The organism is Bradyrhizobium sp. Leo114, from assembly GCF_055229415.2.
Map to the genome: position 1 here is coordinate 52,597 of NZ_JBUYEN020000030.1, position 16,036 is coordinate 68,632.

At 64.1% G+C, this 16,036-nt stretch carries 16 protein-coding genes; 2 read left to right on the forward strand and 14 right to left on the reverse strand.

Going from position 1 to position 16,036, the window contains the following annotated elements; translation table 11 throughout:
- Positions 1 to 41 precede the first annotated feature (41 nt).
- From blaOXA to ACZIRK_RS30190, 5 genes are all read right to left on the reverse strand, one after another.
- Entirely contained in the window at positions 42 to 860 is an 819-nt protein-coding gene (gene blaOXA, locus ACZIRK_RS30170; RefSeq protein WP_130225574.1) for a class D beta-lactamase, read from the reverse strand.
- A gap of 68 nt (positions 861 to 928) precedes the next feature.
- On the reverse strand, positions 929 to 1,195 hold the full coding sequence (locus ACZIRK_RS30175; RefSeq protein ID WP_130225551.1) for an EscU/YscU/HrcU family type III secretion system export apparatus switch protein: 267 nt from the start codon (positions 1,193 to 1,195) through the stop codon (positions 929 to 931).
- Complete coding sequence (gene fliK, locus ACZIRK_RS30180) at positions 1,192 to 2,730, reverse strand: flagellar hook-length control protein FliK (protein ID WP_474418719.1); 1,539 nt, start codon at positions 2,728 to 2,730, stop codon at positions 1,192 to 1,194. Before fliK ends, ACZIRK_RS30175 begins: the two co-directional genes overlap by 4 nt.
- A gap of 90 nt (positions 2,731 to 2,820) precedes the next feature.
- Complete coding sequence (locus ACZIRK_RS30185; RefSeq protein WP_474418720.1) at positions 2,821 to 3,594, reverse strand: ATP12 family chaperone protein; 774 nt, start codon at positions 3,592 to 3,594, stop codon at positions 2,821 to 2,823.
- A 440-nt stretch (positions 3,595 to 4,034) separates the two neighbouring features.
- On the reverse strand, positions 4,035 to 5,240 hold the full coding sequence (locus ACZIRK_RS30190; protein ID WP_028168135.1) for an RluA family pseudouridine synthase: 1,206 nt from the start codon (positions 5,238 to 5,240) through the stop codon (positions 4,035 to 4,037).
- A 316-nt stretch (positions 5,241 to 5,556) separates the two neighbouring features.
- Between ACZIRK_RS30190 and ACZIRK_RS30195 the strand changes: the two genes are divergently transcribed.
- Positions 5,557 to 6,357 (forward strand): LON peptidase substrate-binding domain-containing protein, encoded by an 801-nt coding sequence (locus ACZIRK_RS30195; protein WP_130225553.1) that lies wholly within the window; start codon positions 5,557 to 5,559, stop codon positions 6,355 to 6,357.
- Between the two features lie 22 nt (positions 6,358 to 6,379).
- On the opposite strand, the gene ACZIRK_RS30200 is transcribed toward ACZIRK_RS30195, so the two are convergent.
- The 3 genes from ACZIRK_RS30200 to ACZIRK_RS30210 form a co-directional block, all read right to left on the reverse strand.
- Positions 6,380 to 7,717 (reverse strand): replication-associated recombination protein A, encoded by a 1,338-nt coding sequence (locus ACZIRK_RS30200; protein ID WP_474418721.1) that lies wholly within the window; start codon positions 7,715 to 7,717, stop codon positions 6,380 to 6,382.
- The gene (locus tag ACZIRK_RS30205) at positions 7,714 to 9,105 is read right to left on the reverse strand and encodes a DegQ family serine endoprotease (RefSeq protein ID WP_130225554.1); all 1,392 of its coding nucleotides are present in this window, start codon (positions 9,103 to 9,105) and stop codon (positions 7,714 to 7,716) included. The genes ACZIRK_RS30200 and ACZIRK_RS30205 overlap by 4 nt, the downstream gene beginning before the upstream one ends.
- Positions 9,106 to 9,174: 69 nt before the next feature.
- Positions 9,175 to 9,552 (reverse strand): winged helix-turn-helix transcriptional regulator, encoded by a 378-nt coding sequence (locus ACZIRK_RS30210; protein WP_130225555.1) that lies wholly within the window; start codon positions 9,550 to 9,552, stop codon positions 9,175 to 9,177.
- Positions 9,553 to 9,662: 110 nt separating this feature from the next.
- Here ACZIRK_RS30210 and ACZIRK_RS30215 point away from each other — a divergent pair, with 110 nt between their 5' ends.
- The gene (locus ACZIRK_RS30215; protein ID WP_130225556.1) at positions 9,663 to 10,676 is read left to right on the forward strand and encodes a zinc-binding alcohol dehydrogenase family protein; all 1,014 of its coding nucleotides are present in this window, start codon (positions 9,663 to 9,665) and stop codon (positions 10,674 to 10,676) included.
- Between the two features lie 25 nt (positions 10,677 to 10,701).
- On the opposite strand, the gene ACZIRK_RS30220 is transcribed toward ACZIRK_RS30215, so the two are convergent.
- From ACZIRK_RS30220 to rpsM, 6 genes are all read right to left on the reverse strand, one after another.
- A complete protein-coding gene (locus tag ACZIRK_RS30220) occupies positions 10,702 to 12,030 on the reverse strand; it encodes a chloride channel protein (protein ID WP_130225557.1) in 1,329 nt (442 codons plus the stop codon).
- 236 nt (positions 12,031 to 12,266) lie between these two features.
- On the reverse strand, positions 12,267 to 13,058 hold the full coding sequence (locus ACZIRK_RS30225; protein ID WP_130225558.1) for an SDR family NAD(P)-dependent oxidoreductase: 792 nt from the start codon (positions 13,056 to 13,058) through the stop codon (positions 12,267 to 12,269).
- Between the two features lie 285 nt (positions 13,059 to 13,343).
- Entirely contained in the window at positions 13,344 to 13,760 is a 417-nt protein-coding gene (gene rplQ / locus ACZIRK_RS30230) for a 50S ribosomal protein L17 (RefSeq protein ID WP_028168141.1), read from the reverse strand.
- Positions 13,761 to 13,938: 178 nt separating this feature from the next.
- A complete protein-coding gene (locus ACZIRK_RS30235; RefSeq protein ID WP_035692244.1) occupies positions 13,939 to 14,970 on the reverse strand; it encodes a DNA-directed RNA polymerase subunit alpha in 1,032 nt (343 codons plus the stop codon).
- Between the two features lie 111 nt (positions 14,971 to 15,081).
- Positions 15,082 to 15,471, reverse strand: coding sequence for a 30S ribosomal protein S11 (gene rpsK, locus ACZIRK_RS30240; RefSeq protein WP_006021048.1), 390 nt, complete (start codon positions 15,469 to 15,471; stop codon positions 15,082 to 15,084).
- A gap of 114 nt (positions 15,472 to 15,585) precedes the next feature.
- Entirely contained in the window at positions 15,586 to 15,954 is a 369-nt protein-coding gene (rpsM, locus tag ACZIRK_RS30245; RefSeq protein WP_028168143.1) for a 30S ribosomal protein S13, read from the reverse strand.
- Between the last annotated feature and the right edge of the window lie 82 nt (positions 15,955 to 16,036).

Sequence of the window (16,036 nt, forward strand, 5' to 3'; positions counted from 1 at the left end):
CATTGATTTGCGCACCAGCCGGTGCGGGCGCGCATCAGCCATCAATACGCCACGATATCTGCAAGGCATTGCTGCGTCACGGTCATGCGGGCGGCGATGTGGCTCTCGTTCTTGCAGTCCATGTTCATCGCGAACACGGTGACGGAGGACCCCTTCTCGACCCAGCCGACCAGCCAGCCGAGCGAAGGCTTGCCGACCTCGGCGCCGACGAGGCCGCTCTTGGCGCGGATGGTGGCATCTCCCACCTTCGTCACCGGCAGGATGTCGCGCGTCAATTCCTGGGCGCGCTTGGAGACCGGCAACGTGCCGCGCCGCAGCCGGTCCACGAAATCGATCTGCTGCACCGGATCGATGCGCAGGTTTCCCGTCAGCCAGAACTGGTCGATGCCGCCGCCGATGTCTTGGTTGCCGTATTCGAGCAGATCGAGATATTTCTTCATCCGCTCTTCGCCGATGCGCCGCGCGATCTCCTGATAGACCGGCACGGCGGAAACGGCGATCGCCGAGCGCAGCGTATGGTCCTTGTTCCAGGCCTCGATGCTGCGCGTCACGCCATCCCACTTGAACACGTCCTTGTCGGGATCCTCGACCACGCCGGTGTCCAGCGCGATGATCGAGTTCGGGATCTTGAAGGTCGAGGCCGGCAATTTGCCCTCGCTCGACCTCCGCTTGTCGCTGGCGATGATCAGGTAGTCGTCGACCTTGTAGGCGACGAAGGTCCCCTCGGTGCCGAGCTCGAAGAAGCGCCGCGCCAGGCTGTCGCGAAACTCGTTGCGCTGGTAGGACACGTTGGCAAAGCTGCGGGTCGGCAAAACGGACGCGGCGGTGAGGAGACCGAGCGCTTGGCGGCGATTGATCACGGCTGAACCTGATGGCTTGAGGAGCAGGCCATGATGGATGCCATCGTGATGAAACGATGGCAAGAACCTTACCGGCCGCGGCCCGAGAGGCGCAGCACGAACACCAGCACTTCAGCTACCGCCTTGTAGAGCTCGACGGGGATCTCGTCGCCGAGCTCGACATTGGAAAGTGCGCCCGCCAGGACCTCGTTCTCCTCGATCGGGATGTCGTGTGCTTTCGCAAGCTCGATGATCTTGGCGCCAATCGCCCCCCTGCCCTTGGCAACCACCGTCGGCGCACCGCCGTGGTCGTAATGCAGGGCGACCGCGAGCTGGCTCTTGGTCTCGACGGTCATAGCGCGCGGTCCAGGAAATGGCCGGCGCGAGCCGGTGCTGCCTGCGGCGGCGCGCCGTCCTGGATCACGATGTCGCCAGGCAGAAGCTCGGCCCGGCCCAGCGCCTGGCTCAACTGCGGCGCGCTGGCGCGAAGCTGCGCGGCGGTCGCCGGGCGTTCCGCCCACATCCGCACCGAAGTCTTGTCGCCGATCAGCGAGATCAGCGCGTGGATCGGGCCCGCCGGTTCGACATCGAGCGAGAAACGCGCCCGCCAGATGCGCTTGGCGGCCTCGGCCTCAACACCGCCGCCGCCGTCGCGGGAAATCTCGAACTGGGCCATCGCCGTGCCCTGTGGCGTCGCAAACGGGATTTCGAACTGCCAGCGCGGCGACGAGGTATCGATCTGCTGATGCGCGGGATCGATGCGGTCCGGCAGGGACGCCACCTGCAGCAGCGTCTGCCGCGCCAACGCGGCATCAGTGTCGCCAAGCAGATGATGAGCGACGGCGGCGAGCGGCATATCCGGCGCCACGGATGGCGAGGCGACGGGCTGGGCGGTCGGCAGCGCGCCGCGGAACGGCGGTGGCGGCGTGTTGGTGTGAACGGTGACATCGGTCGCGATGTCAGTGAGACGCGCGGAATTGCCGAGTTCCTGCAGCAGATTCAGCGTCGCACCGGCGGAGGGGCCCGCATTCGATGGGCCTCGGCCGAGGCTGCCCGGCATCACCAGGTCCTCAGCGACCGGAAGGCGCGCCTGCGGCAGCAGGATTTCCTCGACCTCGATATCGGGTGGCACGAGATTTTGGGTGAGTACGGGATGAGCCGCGGCCTGTCCCTGGGCGGTGGCGGCCGATGGCGCCGGATTCGCCGTGCCGAGCGACGACTGCAGGGTCTGCCGCAGCACGATCAGCGCGGCCTTCAGATCGGGGGCGCCCGCGGCCGACGACGCGGTGCCGGCGGCCAGCGACGCCTCGAAGAACAGGCCGGAGCGCTCGAACGCATTCTTGATATCGCCGCCGCCAAGGTTCTGGTCGAGCCGGGTCTGCTGCGTCAGCGCCTGCGCAATCGCCTGCTGCAGCCTTGGCGGAAGGTTACCCGCGGCGGCCAGTGCACCGAGATTGGCAAACAGCGGCGCCAGGCTCTGCTGCACCGTCGCTGCATTTTGCGCGGCGTTGGCGACGGCCGCGCGCTCTACCGGCGTGAGCACGTTCCTGGACTGGGTCGTGGTCGAGGGATTGGCGGCGGCGAGCTGCGCGTCGGGCGATAGCGTCACCGCATCGTCGGCGACGGCATCGCCCTGCCCGAGCATCGCAAGACGGATCCCGTCTTTGGTCTGGGACACTGCGAGCTGCAGCGCCTGACCTTCCTTCAAGGGAACTTCCGAGAGCACGTCGATCGACAGGCTCGAGATCGCGATCCGCACCAGGTCGGCGGAGAGCACTTTCAGCACCTGCGCATTGATCACGCTTCCCGGCTGCAGAACGAGATCGGGCGCGACGCTGCCCACCTCCTTGGCGGAAAGCACCGGCAGCACGGGATTGATGGTCAACGCCATGTCGGAGGGTCTCGGCTGGAAAGGCTAGAGCCTACCGACGCGCCGTAAACCTCCCGTTAACTTAGCAGGTGGCGGTTGCGGTAAAGGACCTCAGTTCAGCGTCTTCAGGATGCTGGCGGCCGCATTGAAATCGACCAGCCGTGCGGCGCGGCGCGCGGCGACCTCCTCGTCCACGCCCCATTGCTCGGTGTTCCAGTCCTCGTCGACATGGGCGGCGGCCCAGATCTGGGCGGGGCCCCTAAAACCATGGGTGAGGGCCAGCGCAAGCAATGCCGATCCGGTGAGCGTCGTCACCACATGCAACGCCGCCACCGACCATGGATCGCTCGGAAACGCCTCGCGCGCGGCTTTGATCGCGCTTTCCGGCTGGGCGACGTGCACGATGCCCTCCGCGAGGATGAAATGCGCGCCGAGCGTATCTGCGGCCCAGAACAGGATCGGGTCCCAATGCTCGGCCTCACGGGCGACCAGCGCCTCCGGATGGCCGGCGCGATAGAACAACAGATCCGACCCGAGATATTTTGCGACGTCGTCCGCGACCACGTCGACGCGATCGACCACGCCTTCGATGACGCTGTTGGCAAAGCGCGTCAGCGGCATGGTCAGCGGATCGATCGTCTCTCCTTGCGCGTTCCACTCGGCAGCGACGGCGTCCGCGATTGCGCGCGCGGGCGCCGTCACCTTCTTTCCCGATGGCGTACGGATCGGCCGGCCGTCGAGCGTCACGGCAAAGCCGCCCTCGTCTTCTGCGACATCGGCGCCTTTATAGAAGCGCTTGCGCTGCGGCGCGCGCACGTTGCGGCGCGCTGCCTCCTGCGGATCCAGCGGGGATTGTCCCGCCTCTTCATCGAACAATTCGCGCATGCAAGCTTCCGTTGGGCTTCGTCTGCTAGCAGGATAAGGCAGGCGCCGCTGCAAATAAAGCTGGCCAGATCAGCCGTCAGTCACGGGCGGCGCAACTGCGCGAATAGGTGGCGCGATCAGCAGGATTCAGGCCAGCAGCCGCGCCCTCGTCGAGGCAGCCTCTGACACGGTCGCTGAACGATCTGCGGGCCGACGCGCGGGGACCTGGCAGTGGCTGCAACTGAGCTTCTGGTTCGCCGCGCATCATCGGCGTCGTCGGCGCCACAATCTTTGGGGGCGGCGGCGGCGAGGGAGGCGGCGGAAGCAGGTTCGGGTTACTGCCAGGCGCAATGAACTGTGCTGACGCAGGGGGCGCTGCGAGCAGCAAGGCAAGCGCGAGCAAGAGCGCAGAATGCTTCATACAGCATATGTTGGAACGCCACGGCGAAACCGCAAATAAATTATTCTTCCGGCGCGTTCTCGATCGGGTCGAACCGGCTGGTGTCAAGCCCCAGCAGGTTCCAGGATTGCTGCATATGCGGCGGCAGCGGCGCGCTAACGTCGATGACTCCGCCGCGCGGATGCGGAATCACGATGCGCCGCGCAAGCAGATGCAGCCTGTTCTGCAACCCGCCCGGAAGTTCCCAATTCTCACGATTGAAATATTTGGGATCGCCCACGATGGCGTGACCAATATGCGCCATATGCGCGCGCAACTGGTGGGTGCGTCCCGTGACCGGCTTCAGCGATACCCACCCCAGCTTCTGCGCAGCGGTTTCGACCACCGCGTAATAGGTCACGGCGTGGCTCGCGCCCTCGTCGCCATGGGCGGCGATCCGCATGATCGTGTCGTCCTCGCCCTCCTCTTTCGCAAGATAGGTCGAGATGCGCCCCTGCTTCGGCTTCGGCACGCCGGCCACCAGCGCCCAATAGATTTTGCGCGCCGAGCGCGAACGAAACGCGCCGGTCAGATGCGTGGCGGCAAAGCGCGTTTTCGCAACCAGGAGACAGCCCGAGGTCTCCTTGTCGATCCGGTGCACCAGGCGCGGCTTCTGGCCCTTGGCGTCGCGCATCACTTCCAGCATCTGGTCGATATGGCGCGTGGTGCCGGAGCCGCCCTGCACGGCAAGCCCGGCGGGCTTGTTCAGGACCAGCACGTCGGCGTCCTCGAACAGCGTCATCTCCTTCAGCGCGGCAAGCGTCTTCGTCGCGGCCTCGGAGAGCTGACCAACCACCTTCGGGGCATCGAGCTTCAACGGCGGGATGCGTACGCTCTGTCCCTCCTCCAACCGGTCCTTGCTGTCGGCGCGCTTGCCATTGACGCGCAGCTCGCCCTTTCGAACGATGCGCTGGATATGGGAGAACGACAGCCCGGGAAACCGCGCCTCGAGAAACCGGTCGACGCGCATGTTGTTCTCGTCAGCGGTCACGGTGACGGTCTGGACTTTTGTCGGCAACGGCAGCTCGGCGGCAGCTTTCGCGGGCTCTGCTGCAACGGGCGGGGCCGATTTCTCCCGCCGCGGCTGGGCAAAGCGCGGCGGCTTTGCGCCCGCGCGATGCATCGGCGGCCGATCGCCCTCGTGACGATTGCGAAAGGGCCGCGCGCCCTTCGGGCGATCACCACGATCGCCCGATTTTGACAATGGTCTCTTGACGCGGCGGCTCATGCTGTTCGGCTCCAGAGGTCGAGTGTTGCGTAGCGCAAATGCGGCTGGCCGTCACGGCGAAATCACCGCAAATCCCGCGCAAAACCTCCAAAAGGTGACGTCGGTTTGACGAGACGCGTGCAACGAGCCACCTATACTCGTTGACAGTGTCGGGAACGCCATGCATATTTTCCGCGGGTGGATACGACCCGCTGCTTGCGCCCGAACAGGGTATGGTGAACGTATCGAGCCGCTTCCGGCTTCCTTTGCCCCGGCGAACGAGTCAGCAACGCAAGCACCTGACGATTTCTCGTTCGCTTACAGCAGAGGACGATCCATGCGCGATTTCCGCGATGCCAAGGCCATGGCGCAGACGCTGCGCGATGCGCTCAAGACCAAATCTATTTCCGTCAGCCACAGCGAGAGCCTTGAACTGGTCGCCAAGACCCTGGGCTTTCATGACTGGAACGTGCTGTCGGCGGCCATCCAGTCAAGCCAGCCGGTTGCGGTCCCACCGAAAAAATCATCTGTGCCTTCCGTCAGCGGCAACGCAGCCTTCCCGGTCGCGCCGATGCGCGACGTCGTGTTTTTTCCGCAATTGATCTCGTGGATATTTGTCGGACGCGACAAGACGCGGCGGGCGCTCGATCGCGCGGTGGCCAATGATGGGCGCATCGTCGTGGTGACCCAGAAACGGGCCGAAGATGACAATCCCGATTTCGAAGCGCTCTATTCGGTTGGAGTGATAGCGGACATCATTCATCGCGTACAACTTCCGAACGGAGACTTCCGGGTGAAAGTCTCTTGTGCAGAACGTGTCGCCATTGTGAGGCCAGTCGAGGATGATTTCCTGGCGGCTGAAGTGGCCCCAATCGGAGAGCTACGCGCGGTCGATACCGAAGCCTTCGCGCTCACGCGCGAAATCTTCGAGGCGTATCAAGGCTTCACTAACACCGTGCTGCCGCCGTCGCTCTACCGCTACGCCCGAGAGCCGGGCGTGCTCGCCGACGTCCTCGCCCAGGTCCTGGAGGTCGGCATCGAAAAGATGCAACAGATCCTGGAGATCCCGGATGTGGTCGCGCGTCTCGAAACCATCCTCGGCTGGATGCGTGCCGGCGCACCCGCCAAGGCAAGCTAGCGATTTGAGAGTCGGGGCGGTCTTACGTCCCGCCCCGCTCTTTCCTCAGCCTTGCCCAATAGTCCAGCCGCTTGCGGATTTCGCGCTCGAAGCCGCGGTCGGGCGGATCGTAAAAGGTCTGACGGCCCAGGGCTTCCGGAAAGTAGTCCTGGCCGGAGAAGGCGTCGGGCGCATCGTGGTCGTACTGGTAGCCGGCGCCGTAGCCTTCCGACTTCATCAATTTGGTCGGGGAGTTCAGGATGTGCTTGGGCGGAAGCAGGGAGCCCCCCTCCTTCGCGACCTGCTTCGCCGCACCGAATGCGGTGTAGACGGCATTCGATTTCGGCGCGGTCGCGACATAGACCACGGCCTGCGCGATCGCGAGTTCGCCCTCGGGCGAGCCGAGAAAATCATAGGCGTCCTTGGCGGCATTGGCGATCACCAGCGCCTGCGGATCGGCAAGGCCGATGTCCTCGACCGCCATGCGTACCACGCGCCGCGCCAGGAACAGCGGATCCTCGCCGGCATCAAGCATGCGCGCGAAATAATACAACGCCGCGTCCGGATCGGAGCCGCGCACAGATTTATGCAGCGCCGAGATCAGGTTGTAATGGCCGTCGGCGGATTTATCGTAGATCGGCGCGCGGCGCTGCAGGATGTCCTGCAACTGGGCGGGGTTGAAGACCTCGTCCTTCCGCGCAGAGCGCCAGACCTCTTCGGCCAGTGTCAGCGCGGCGCGGCCGTCGCCGTCGGCCATCCGCACCAGCACGGCGCGCGCCTCCGCATCCAGCGGCAGCTTCCTGCCTTCGACCTCTTCGGCATGGGCGTAGAGCTTTTCGATCGCTTCGGCGTCGAGCGAATGGAACACCAGCACGCGTGCCCGCGACAGGAGCGCGGCGTTGAGTTCGAACGACGGATTTTCGGTGGTCGCGCCGACCAGCACCACCGTGCCGTCTTCCATCACGGGCAGGAAGGAATCCTGCTGGGCGCGGTTGAAGCGATGGACCTCGTCGACGAACAACAGCGTGCCCTTGCCGGTCTCGCGCCGCGCGCGCGCCGCGTCGAACGCTTTCTTCAGATCGGCAACCCCGGAAAACACCGCGGAAATCTGCTCGAAATGCAGTTCGGTCGCATCGGCCAAAAGCCGCGCCACCGTGGTCTTGCCAGTGCCCGGCGGGCCCCAGAAGATCAGCGAGCCCAGCGTGCGCGTCTCCAGCATGCGCGTCAGCGCGCCATCGGGGCCGAGGATGTGATCCTGGCCGACGACGTCGGAAAGCTGGTGCGGACGGAGCCGATCGGGGAGCGGACGCGGCGCATCCTGCTCCATCCCTGCCGCGGCAAAGAGATTGGTGCTGGGTTCGCGCTGACGCTTCGCGTTCATCCGCCGAGAGTCACGTTGATCTGCTGGCCGCCTCGCACCAGCGTGATGCGCCAGATCCGCGACGTCGCTTTCGAGGCCTTCTCGAGATCGCCGGTGCGCGCGATCTTCTGGTTGTTGACGGCGAGGATGATGTCTCCCTTCTGGAAGCCGACATTGGCAGCCGTGCCGTCATCGGCGAGGTCGGTAACCACCACGCCTTCGACCCCGGCATCGAGATGCAGCTCGTCCGCAAGCGCCGGCGAGATGTTTGCGACCTTGGCGCCCTGGAACGGCGAGCGCGCGGTCAGCACGATCTCGTCGCGCCCCGTATCGGGTGCGGTCTCCAGCGGCACGGTGAGCTTGATGGTCTTGCCGCCGCGCTGCACGTCGATCTGGGCGGTGCCGCCGAGCGGACGCGTTGCAAAACGGTAGTCGAAGGCGTTGGGATCATCGATGGTCTGGCCATCGATCGCAACGATCAGGTCCGACGGCTTCAGCCCCGCATGCGATGCCGGGCTGTTTGGCGCGACGTTCGCGACCAGTGCGCCGTTTGGCAGCTTCAGCCCGAGCGTCTCGGCGATGTCAGGCGTCACCGCCTGCAGCCGCGCGCCAAGCCATGGCCGCTTCACCGCCTTGCCGCCGCTCTTGGCGGAGGCCACCACAACACGCACCATGTTCGCGGGAATCGCAAAGCCGATGCCCTGCGAACCGCCAGAGCGCGAGAAGATCGCGGTGTTGATGCCGGCGAGCCGCCCGGTCATGTCGACCAGCGCGCCGCCGGAATTGCCGGGATTAATGGCCGCATCGGTCTGGATGAAGAACTGGTAGTCGGTGATGCCGACTTGCGTACGCGCGAGCGCCGAAATGATGCCATGCGTCACGGTCTGGCCGACGCCGAAGGGATTGCCGATCGCAAGCACGACGTCGCCGACCAAGAGTTCGTCGGAATTGGCGAAATCAAGCGTCGCGAATTTCTCTTTCGAGTCCTTCACGCGCAGCACCGCGAGGTCGGTGCGGCTGTCCTTGAGCACGATCTCGGCCTCGAACTCGCGCTTGTCGGCGAGCGAGATCTTCACCTGATCGGCGCCCTCGATGACGTGGTTGTTGGTGACGACGAGGCCGGAGGGATCGACCATCACGCCGGAGCCAAGCGAGCGCTGCATCTGCTCGGGCTGGCCGGGCACGCCGAAGAAGCGGCGGAAGATCGGGTCATCCAGGAACGGATTGCGGGTCTGCACCGTCTTGGCGGCGTAGACGTTGACGACCGCCGGCTGCACGCGCTGCACGATCGGCGCGTAGGACATTTTCAGCTCGGCCGGCGAAGACGGCACGCGGCGGTCCTGCGCCAGCGCCGGTGTCGCGGCGACAGCAGACATCAACAACAGGGCGGCTAGGCGAATGAGCATCATGCAAGAATCCCGGGAATTGATCGTCGTGATATAGGCGTGAGCCAGTGGCGAGAGAAGCGATTGCTGCGTTCAGGCGGCGGTCTGCGCCGCTTCGATGGGATCGGGCGCGGGAGCACAGGACAGCTGCGCCCGGTGAGTCTCGCCCCATTGCTTCAGGATCTCGATCACCGGCCGCAGGCTCTCGCCGATGTCGGACACGGTGTATTCGACCCGCGGCGGCACCTCGGCATAAACCTTGCGGATGATGAGCTTGTCCTCTTCGAGCGCACGGAGTTGCTTGGTCAGCATGCGCTGGGTGATGCCGGGCATCCGCCGCCGCAACTCGCCAAACCGCTGGGTCCCGGACAACAGATGGAACAGGATGACCCCCTTCCATTTGCCATCGATCAGGTCGAGCGTCGCCTCGACCGCGCAGCCCGGCCGATGGGCAAAATTCCGCCGTTTCATGGGCTTTCTTCCAATAGTATCCAAACAGGGACTAGTTCCCTGAATTTACCGTACTTGCCAACTGAGCGCCAGCGCGAGAGTTAGATCGCAGCCAGACAAGGGAGAAGGCAATGAAGGCCGTCGGATACAAGAAATCCCTGCCGATCGAGGACGCAGAATCGCTGTTCGATTTCGATGCCGCCAAACCGGAGCCCAAAGGGCGCGACATCCGGGTCGCGGTGAAGGCGATATCCGCCAATCCCGTCGACTACAAGGTGCGCAAGCGCGCCGCCCCGCCCGAGGGCGAGGTCAAGATTCTGGGCTTCGACGCGGCCGGCGTAGTCGACGCTGTCGGCCCCGACGTCAGCCTGTTCAAGCGAGGGGACGAGGTCTTCTATGCGGGCTCGATCCTGCGCCAGGGCACCAATTCGGAATTCCATCTTGTCGATGAGCTGATCGTCGGCGCGAAGCCGAAGACGCTGTCGTTCGCTCAGGCCGCCGCCCTGCCCCTGACCTCGATCACGGCCTGGGAACTGCTGTTTGACCGGCTGGGCGCCGTGCCCGGCAAGAGCCTCGATCCGCGATCGCTGCTGATCGTCGGCGGCGCCGGCGGCGTCGGCTCGATCCTGATCCAGCTTGCGCGGCGGCTGACCGGCCTGACGGTGGTCGCGACCGCGACGCGGCCGGAGTCGCAGAAATGGTGCCTCGAGCTCGGCGCGCATGCGGTGGTCGATCATGGCAAACCGATGAAGGAGCAGCTCGAGAAATTGAAGCTGCCGCCGGTCGGCCTCGTCGCCAGTCTCACCTATACCGACCAGCACTACAAGGCGATCGCCGACTTCATGGCGCCGCAGGGCAAGTACGGCCTGATCGACGACCCGCCGGAATTCAATGTCAGTGCGTTCAAGGGCAAGGCGATCTCGGTGCACTGGGAATCGATGTTCACGCGCTCCTCGTTCCAGACGCCGGACATGATCGCGCAGCACCATCTGCTGAACGATGTCGCCGACCTCATCGACAAGGGCGTATTGCGCACCACGCTCGCCGAGACGTTCGGCACCATCAACGCGGCCAATCTGAAGCGCGCGCATGCGCTGCTCGAAAGCGGCAAGTCGCGCGGCAAGATCGTGCTGGAGGGGTGGTAGCCTTGCGCCTGGGCGTCCGCTCATCTCATGGCTGAACCGGCGGACGCGCCGCGTCCGCAGCCGGCGTTGAGCGCTCGATGAAGCCTTTGGCGAGCGCGTGGTAGATTCCTTCCTCGCAGACCAATCGCGAGGTGCCGTAGGCAATCAACGCCGCGGTCATCAGCGGCACCACCATGGTGTGATCGCCGGTCATCTCGGTGACGATGACGAACGCCGTGATGGGGGCTTGCACGACACCGGCGAAATACGAGACCATGCCGAGCAGCATGATCGCCGCCAGTGGCGTTTCGTGAAAGAAGGACGCCACGTTCGAGCCCAGTCCGGCGCCCACCGCCAACGAGGGCGAAAAGATGCCGCCCGGAATGCCGCTGACGGCTGCCAAGGCGGTGGCCAGGAACTTCAATAATCCGAAGTCGTCAGGCAATGGCGCGCTGCTCTCAAGTGCAGCCTTCACCTCCGAGTAGCCCGTGCCATAGATGGTGTCGCCGGAAACAAGTCCACACAGCGCGACCGCGAGGCCGCACAGCACCGCAAATGGCACCGGACGGCGTCGTATCGCCTGTCCGACAGAGCCGGGAAGGCCGCGCGCCATGATAATGACGATGCGACTAAACAGTCCGCCCATCAATCCGCCGACGACTCCGCAAACGGGAACGACGAGCCAGTCGATGCCCCGGTTCAACGTCACCGCGGTCGTACCAAAATAGTCATAACTGCCCACCAGGGCGAGCGACGTCAGGCCTGCAGCAATCACCGCGGCGATGATCAGGCTGCTGGTACGCGTTTCGAAAGCGCGGCTCATCTCCTCGATGCCAAACACGATGCCCGCGAGCGGCGTGTTGAAGGCGGCCGCAACACCGGCCGCGGCACCGGCCAGGATCAATCCCGGCTGCCGCCGCGGCGACACGCGTCCGACTGCGAACATGATGGACGCACCGACCTGGACCGTTGGCCCTTCACGGCCGATCGAAGCCCCGCATAGCAGGCCAAAGAGGGTCAGGATGATCTTTCCGACCGCGATCCGGATGGATACGAGCCGCTCCCTCGCCTGCTGGTTGGTGAGATGACGCGCGGCGATCGCCTGCGGAATGCCGCTGCCCTGGGCGTTCGGAAACAGCCTCGCCGTCAGCAACGCCGACAGCCCAAAGCCGATCGGCGTGACCAGAAGCGATGCATAACGCGACTTGGACAGCAGCATCGCGAAAGCCTGCTGCGCCAGATCGGCGAGCTGTGCCAGCAGCACCGCAGCCGCGCCAACAACGATGCCACCGAGCAGAAAGATCGCACGTCGCTGCCAGCGCGCCGAGGTGATCTTAACCAGCCGCTGGTGGCGGGTGGACAGGGTCAACTTCATGGAACGGTTTTACGCAATCCGGGCCTCCGGCAAAAGTGCGGATCCGTAAAGCGTGCCCTCCTTCTATCGCCGTGCTCGTCATGGTGGGGCACGCTACGCTTTGCCCACCCTATAACTGAGCCCGCGCCCTCTCCCTCGTCATTGCGAGGAGCGACAGCGACGAAGCAATCCATGCCTCAGTAAGCGGTACTATGGATTGCTTCGCTTACGCCCGCAATGACGGAGCGCGAGCCCCCTCAGATGGTGTTGATGATACCGCCTTCGACGCGAAGCGCGGCGCCGTTGGTGGCGGAGGCTTCCTTCGAAGCAACATAGACCACCATGTTGGCGATCTCGTCGACGCTGGCGAAGCGCTGCAGGAGCGAGGTCGGGCGGTGCTGCTTGACGAAGTTCGCAATCGCCTCGTCCTCCGGCTCACCATTCTGCCTGGCGAGATCCTTGACGAAGGTGTCCACGCCTTCCGATAAGGTCGGCCCGGGCATCACCGAATTGACGGTCACCGCCGTGCCGCGGGTCAGCTCAGCGAGCCCGCGCGAGATCGAAAGCTGCGCGGTCTTGGTCATGCCGTACTGGATCATCTCCTTCGGAATGCTGAGCGCAGATTCGGAGGCGATGAAGACGATGCGGCCCCAGTTGCGCTTCAGCATGCCCTGCATATAGCCACGGGACAGGCGCACGCCTGACATCACGTTGACCTCGAAGAAGCGGGTCCAGTCCTCGTCTGGAATCTCGAAGAAGTTCTTCGGTTCGAAGATGCCGGCATTGTTGATGAGGATATCGACATCGGGCTGTGCCGATAGCAATGCTTTGCATCCCGCGGCTGTGGAAACGTCGGCGGCGATGCCGCGCACCTTGGCGCCTGCGACCGCCTTCTGAATCGCGGCGACGGCGGCATCGATCTTGGGCTGGTTGCGGCCGTTGACGATCACCTCCGCGCCGGTTGCCGCCAGGCCGCGGGCAATGGCCAGTCCAATGCCGGCAGTCGAGCCCGTGACGAGCGCGGTCTTTCCCGAAAGATCGATCTTCATGCTGTATCTCCGTAAATTCGATCACCGAGATATCGGGAGCCCGAGATACGGACGCAATTGCCTGATGCAGCATGGCTGACGTCGGGCCAACGTATCCGTGCAAAAATGAAAAGCGTCGCCGAGCGGAATTGTAGAATCGCAGGATGGGTAGAGCGCAGCGAAACCCATCGCGACGAAACAAGCCGAGCGAATGATGGGTTTCTCTGCACTCTACCCATCCTACGGACCGAAATGAAAAAGCGGCGCTCGGTGGCGCCGCTTTCTGAAAACCAGGCCGGAGAAGGCTTACGCCGCCTCGGCTTCCTTTTCCTGCACCGGGCCGGAATCCTTGCCCTTGGCGTCGACATCGCGGTCGACGAACTCGATCACGGCCATCGCGGCGTTGTCGCCGTAGCGGAAGCCGGCCTTGATGATGCGGGTGTAGCCGCCTTGACGATCCTTGTAGCGGGGCGCCAGCGTGTCGAACAGCTTCTTGACCATGTCGACGTCGCGCAGCTCCGAGATCGCCTGGCGGCGCAGCGCCAGCCCGCCCTTCTTGCCGAGCGTGACCAGCTTCTCGACGATCGGGCGCAGCTCCTTGGCCTTCGGCAGCGTGGTGACGATCTGCTCGTGCTTGATCAGGGCCGCAGCCATGTTGGCGAACATCGCGCGCCGATGCTCGGCCGTGCGATTGAGCTTCCGATGAACCCTTCCGTGACGCATGATCTATTCCTTAACTCTCTGTGCCACGACGGTTCGTCGGACATGTTTCCAGGTGGGCTTCCTGTGTTCGCCCCAAGTCATTCCGGACGTCGCGAAGCGGCGATCCGGAATCTCGAGGTTCCGGGTTAGATGCTCCCGCATCGCCTCGGAACGACGAAAACTCAGTAATGATCCCGGATCAGTAATGATCCTCGAAGCGCTTGGCGAGTTCGTCGATGTTCTCCGGCGGCCAGCCCGGCACTTCCATGCCGAGATGCAGCCCCATCTGGGCCAGCACTTCCTTGATCTCGTTCAGCGACTTGCGGCCGAAGTTCGGGGTGCGGAGCATTTCCGCTTCCGACTTCTGCACGAGGTCGCCGATATAGACGATGTTGTCGTTCTTCAGGCAGTTGGCCGAACGCACCGACAGTTCGAGCTCGTCGACCTTCTTGAGGAACGCCGGGTTGAAGGCGAGATCGGGGATGATCTCCTGCGCGACTTCCTTGCGCGGTTCCTCGAAGTTGACGAACACGTTGAGCTGATCCTGCAGGATGCGCGCGGCATAGGCCACGGCATCATCCGGCGTGATCGCGCCGTTGGTCTCGATCGTCATCGTCAGCTTGTCGTAGTCGAGGATCTGGCCCTCGCGGGTGTTCTCGACCTTGTAGGAGACCTTGCGGACCGGCGAGAACAGGCTGTCGACCGGAATCAGGCCGATCGGCGCGTCCTCGGGACGGTTGCGCTCGGCGGGCACATAACCCTTGCCGGTCGAGACCGTGAACTCCATGCGGATCTCCGCGCCATCATCCAGCGTGCAGAGCACGAGATCCGGATTGAGCACCACGACGTCGCCGACGGTCTGGATGTCGCCGGCGGTCACAACGCCCGGACCCTGCTTCTTCACGACCATCCGCTTGGGGCCTTCGCCCTGCATCTTGATCGAGATGTCCTTGATGTTGAGGACGATGTCGGTGACGTCCTCACGGACGCCCGCGATCGAGGAGAACTCGTGCAGCACTCCATCGATGTGCACTGACTGCACGGCAGCGCCCTGCAGCGAGGACAACAGGATGCGGCGCAGCGCGTTGCCGAGCGTCTGGCCGAAGCCGCGCTCAAGCGGCTCGGCGACAATGGTCGCAAATCGCGCGGCATCGGAGCCGGCCGTCACCTGCAGCTTGTTTGGTCGGATAAGTTCCTGCCAATTCTTCTGGATCGTCACTGTGTCACCCATTGGTGAGTCGATTTGGGCCAGTCGACATCAACTTACTGGCGTCGCGGATTAGTCCGCGCGGTCAATTCCAAAAACAATCGCGAGACGGCAAAGCCGCCCCGCGACCAACAATCAGACGCGCCGGCGCTTGCGCGGACGGCAACCATTGTGCGGGATCGTCGTCACGTCGCGGATCGAGGTGACGGTGAAGCCCGCGGCCTGCAGCGCGCGGAGCGCCGACTCGCGGCCCGAACCGGGACCGGCGACTTCGACTTCCAGTGTGCGCATACCGTGTTCCTGCGCCTTCTTGGAAACGTCCTCCGCCGCGACCTGTGCGGCATACGGAGTCGACTTGCGCGACCCTTTGAAACCCATCGTGCCCGCGGAAGACCAGGCAATGGTGTTGCCCTGCGCGTCGGTGATGGTGATCGTGGTGTTGTTGAACGACGAATTCACATGCGCGATGCCGGAGGCGATGTTCTTGCGTTCGCGGCGGCGTACGCGGGTGGCTTCCTTGCCCATTCCAAACCTTTCCTATGATCTCAACGCCGCCGTAATGCCAGCGGCTACACCTCAAAACGCGAATGGCGCATGGCGAATGATTCTCTTCGCCAACGCCAATCGCTATTCGCAAACTTACTTCTTCTTGCCGGCGATCGCCTTGGCCGGCCCCTTGCGCGTACGCGCATTGGTGTGGGTGCGCTGGCCGCGCACCGGCAGGCCACGGCGATGGCGCAGGCCGCGATAGCAGCCGAGGTCCATCAGCCGCTTGATGTTGATGCCGGTCTCGCGGCGAAGGTCGCCTTCCACAACGTAGTCGCGGTCGATCACTTCGCGGATCTGCAGCACTTCCTGGTCGGTGAGCTGGCTGACGCGACGGTCCAGCGGGATCTTGACCTTCTCCACGATGTCGGCCGCGTTCTTCTGGCCGATGCCATGGATGTACTGAAGCGCGATCAGCACGCGCTTGTTGGTTGGGATATTCACGCCGGCAATACGGGCCACGGCCTTCTCTCCTGTCGCCGATCCCCTGGGATCGGTGCTTCCTAGATCTCTGCTATCTCGGGCAGGTGTCCACAAACGCGAA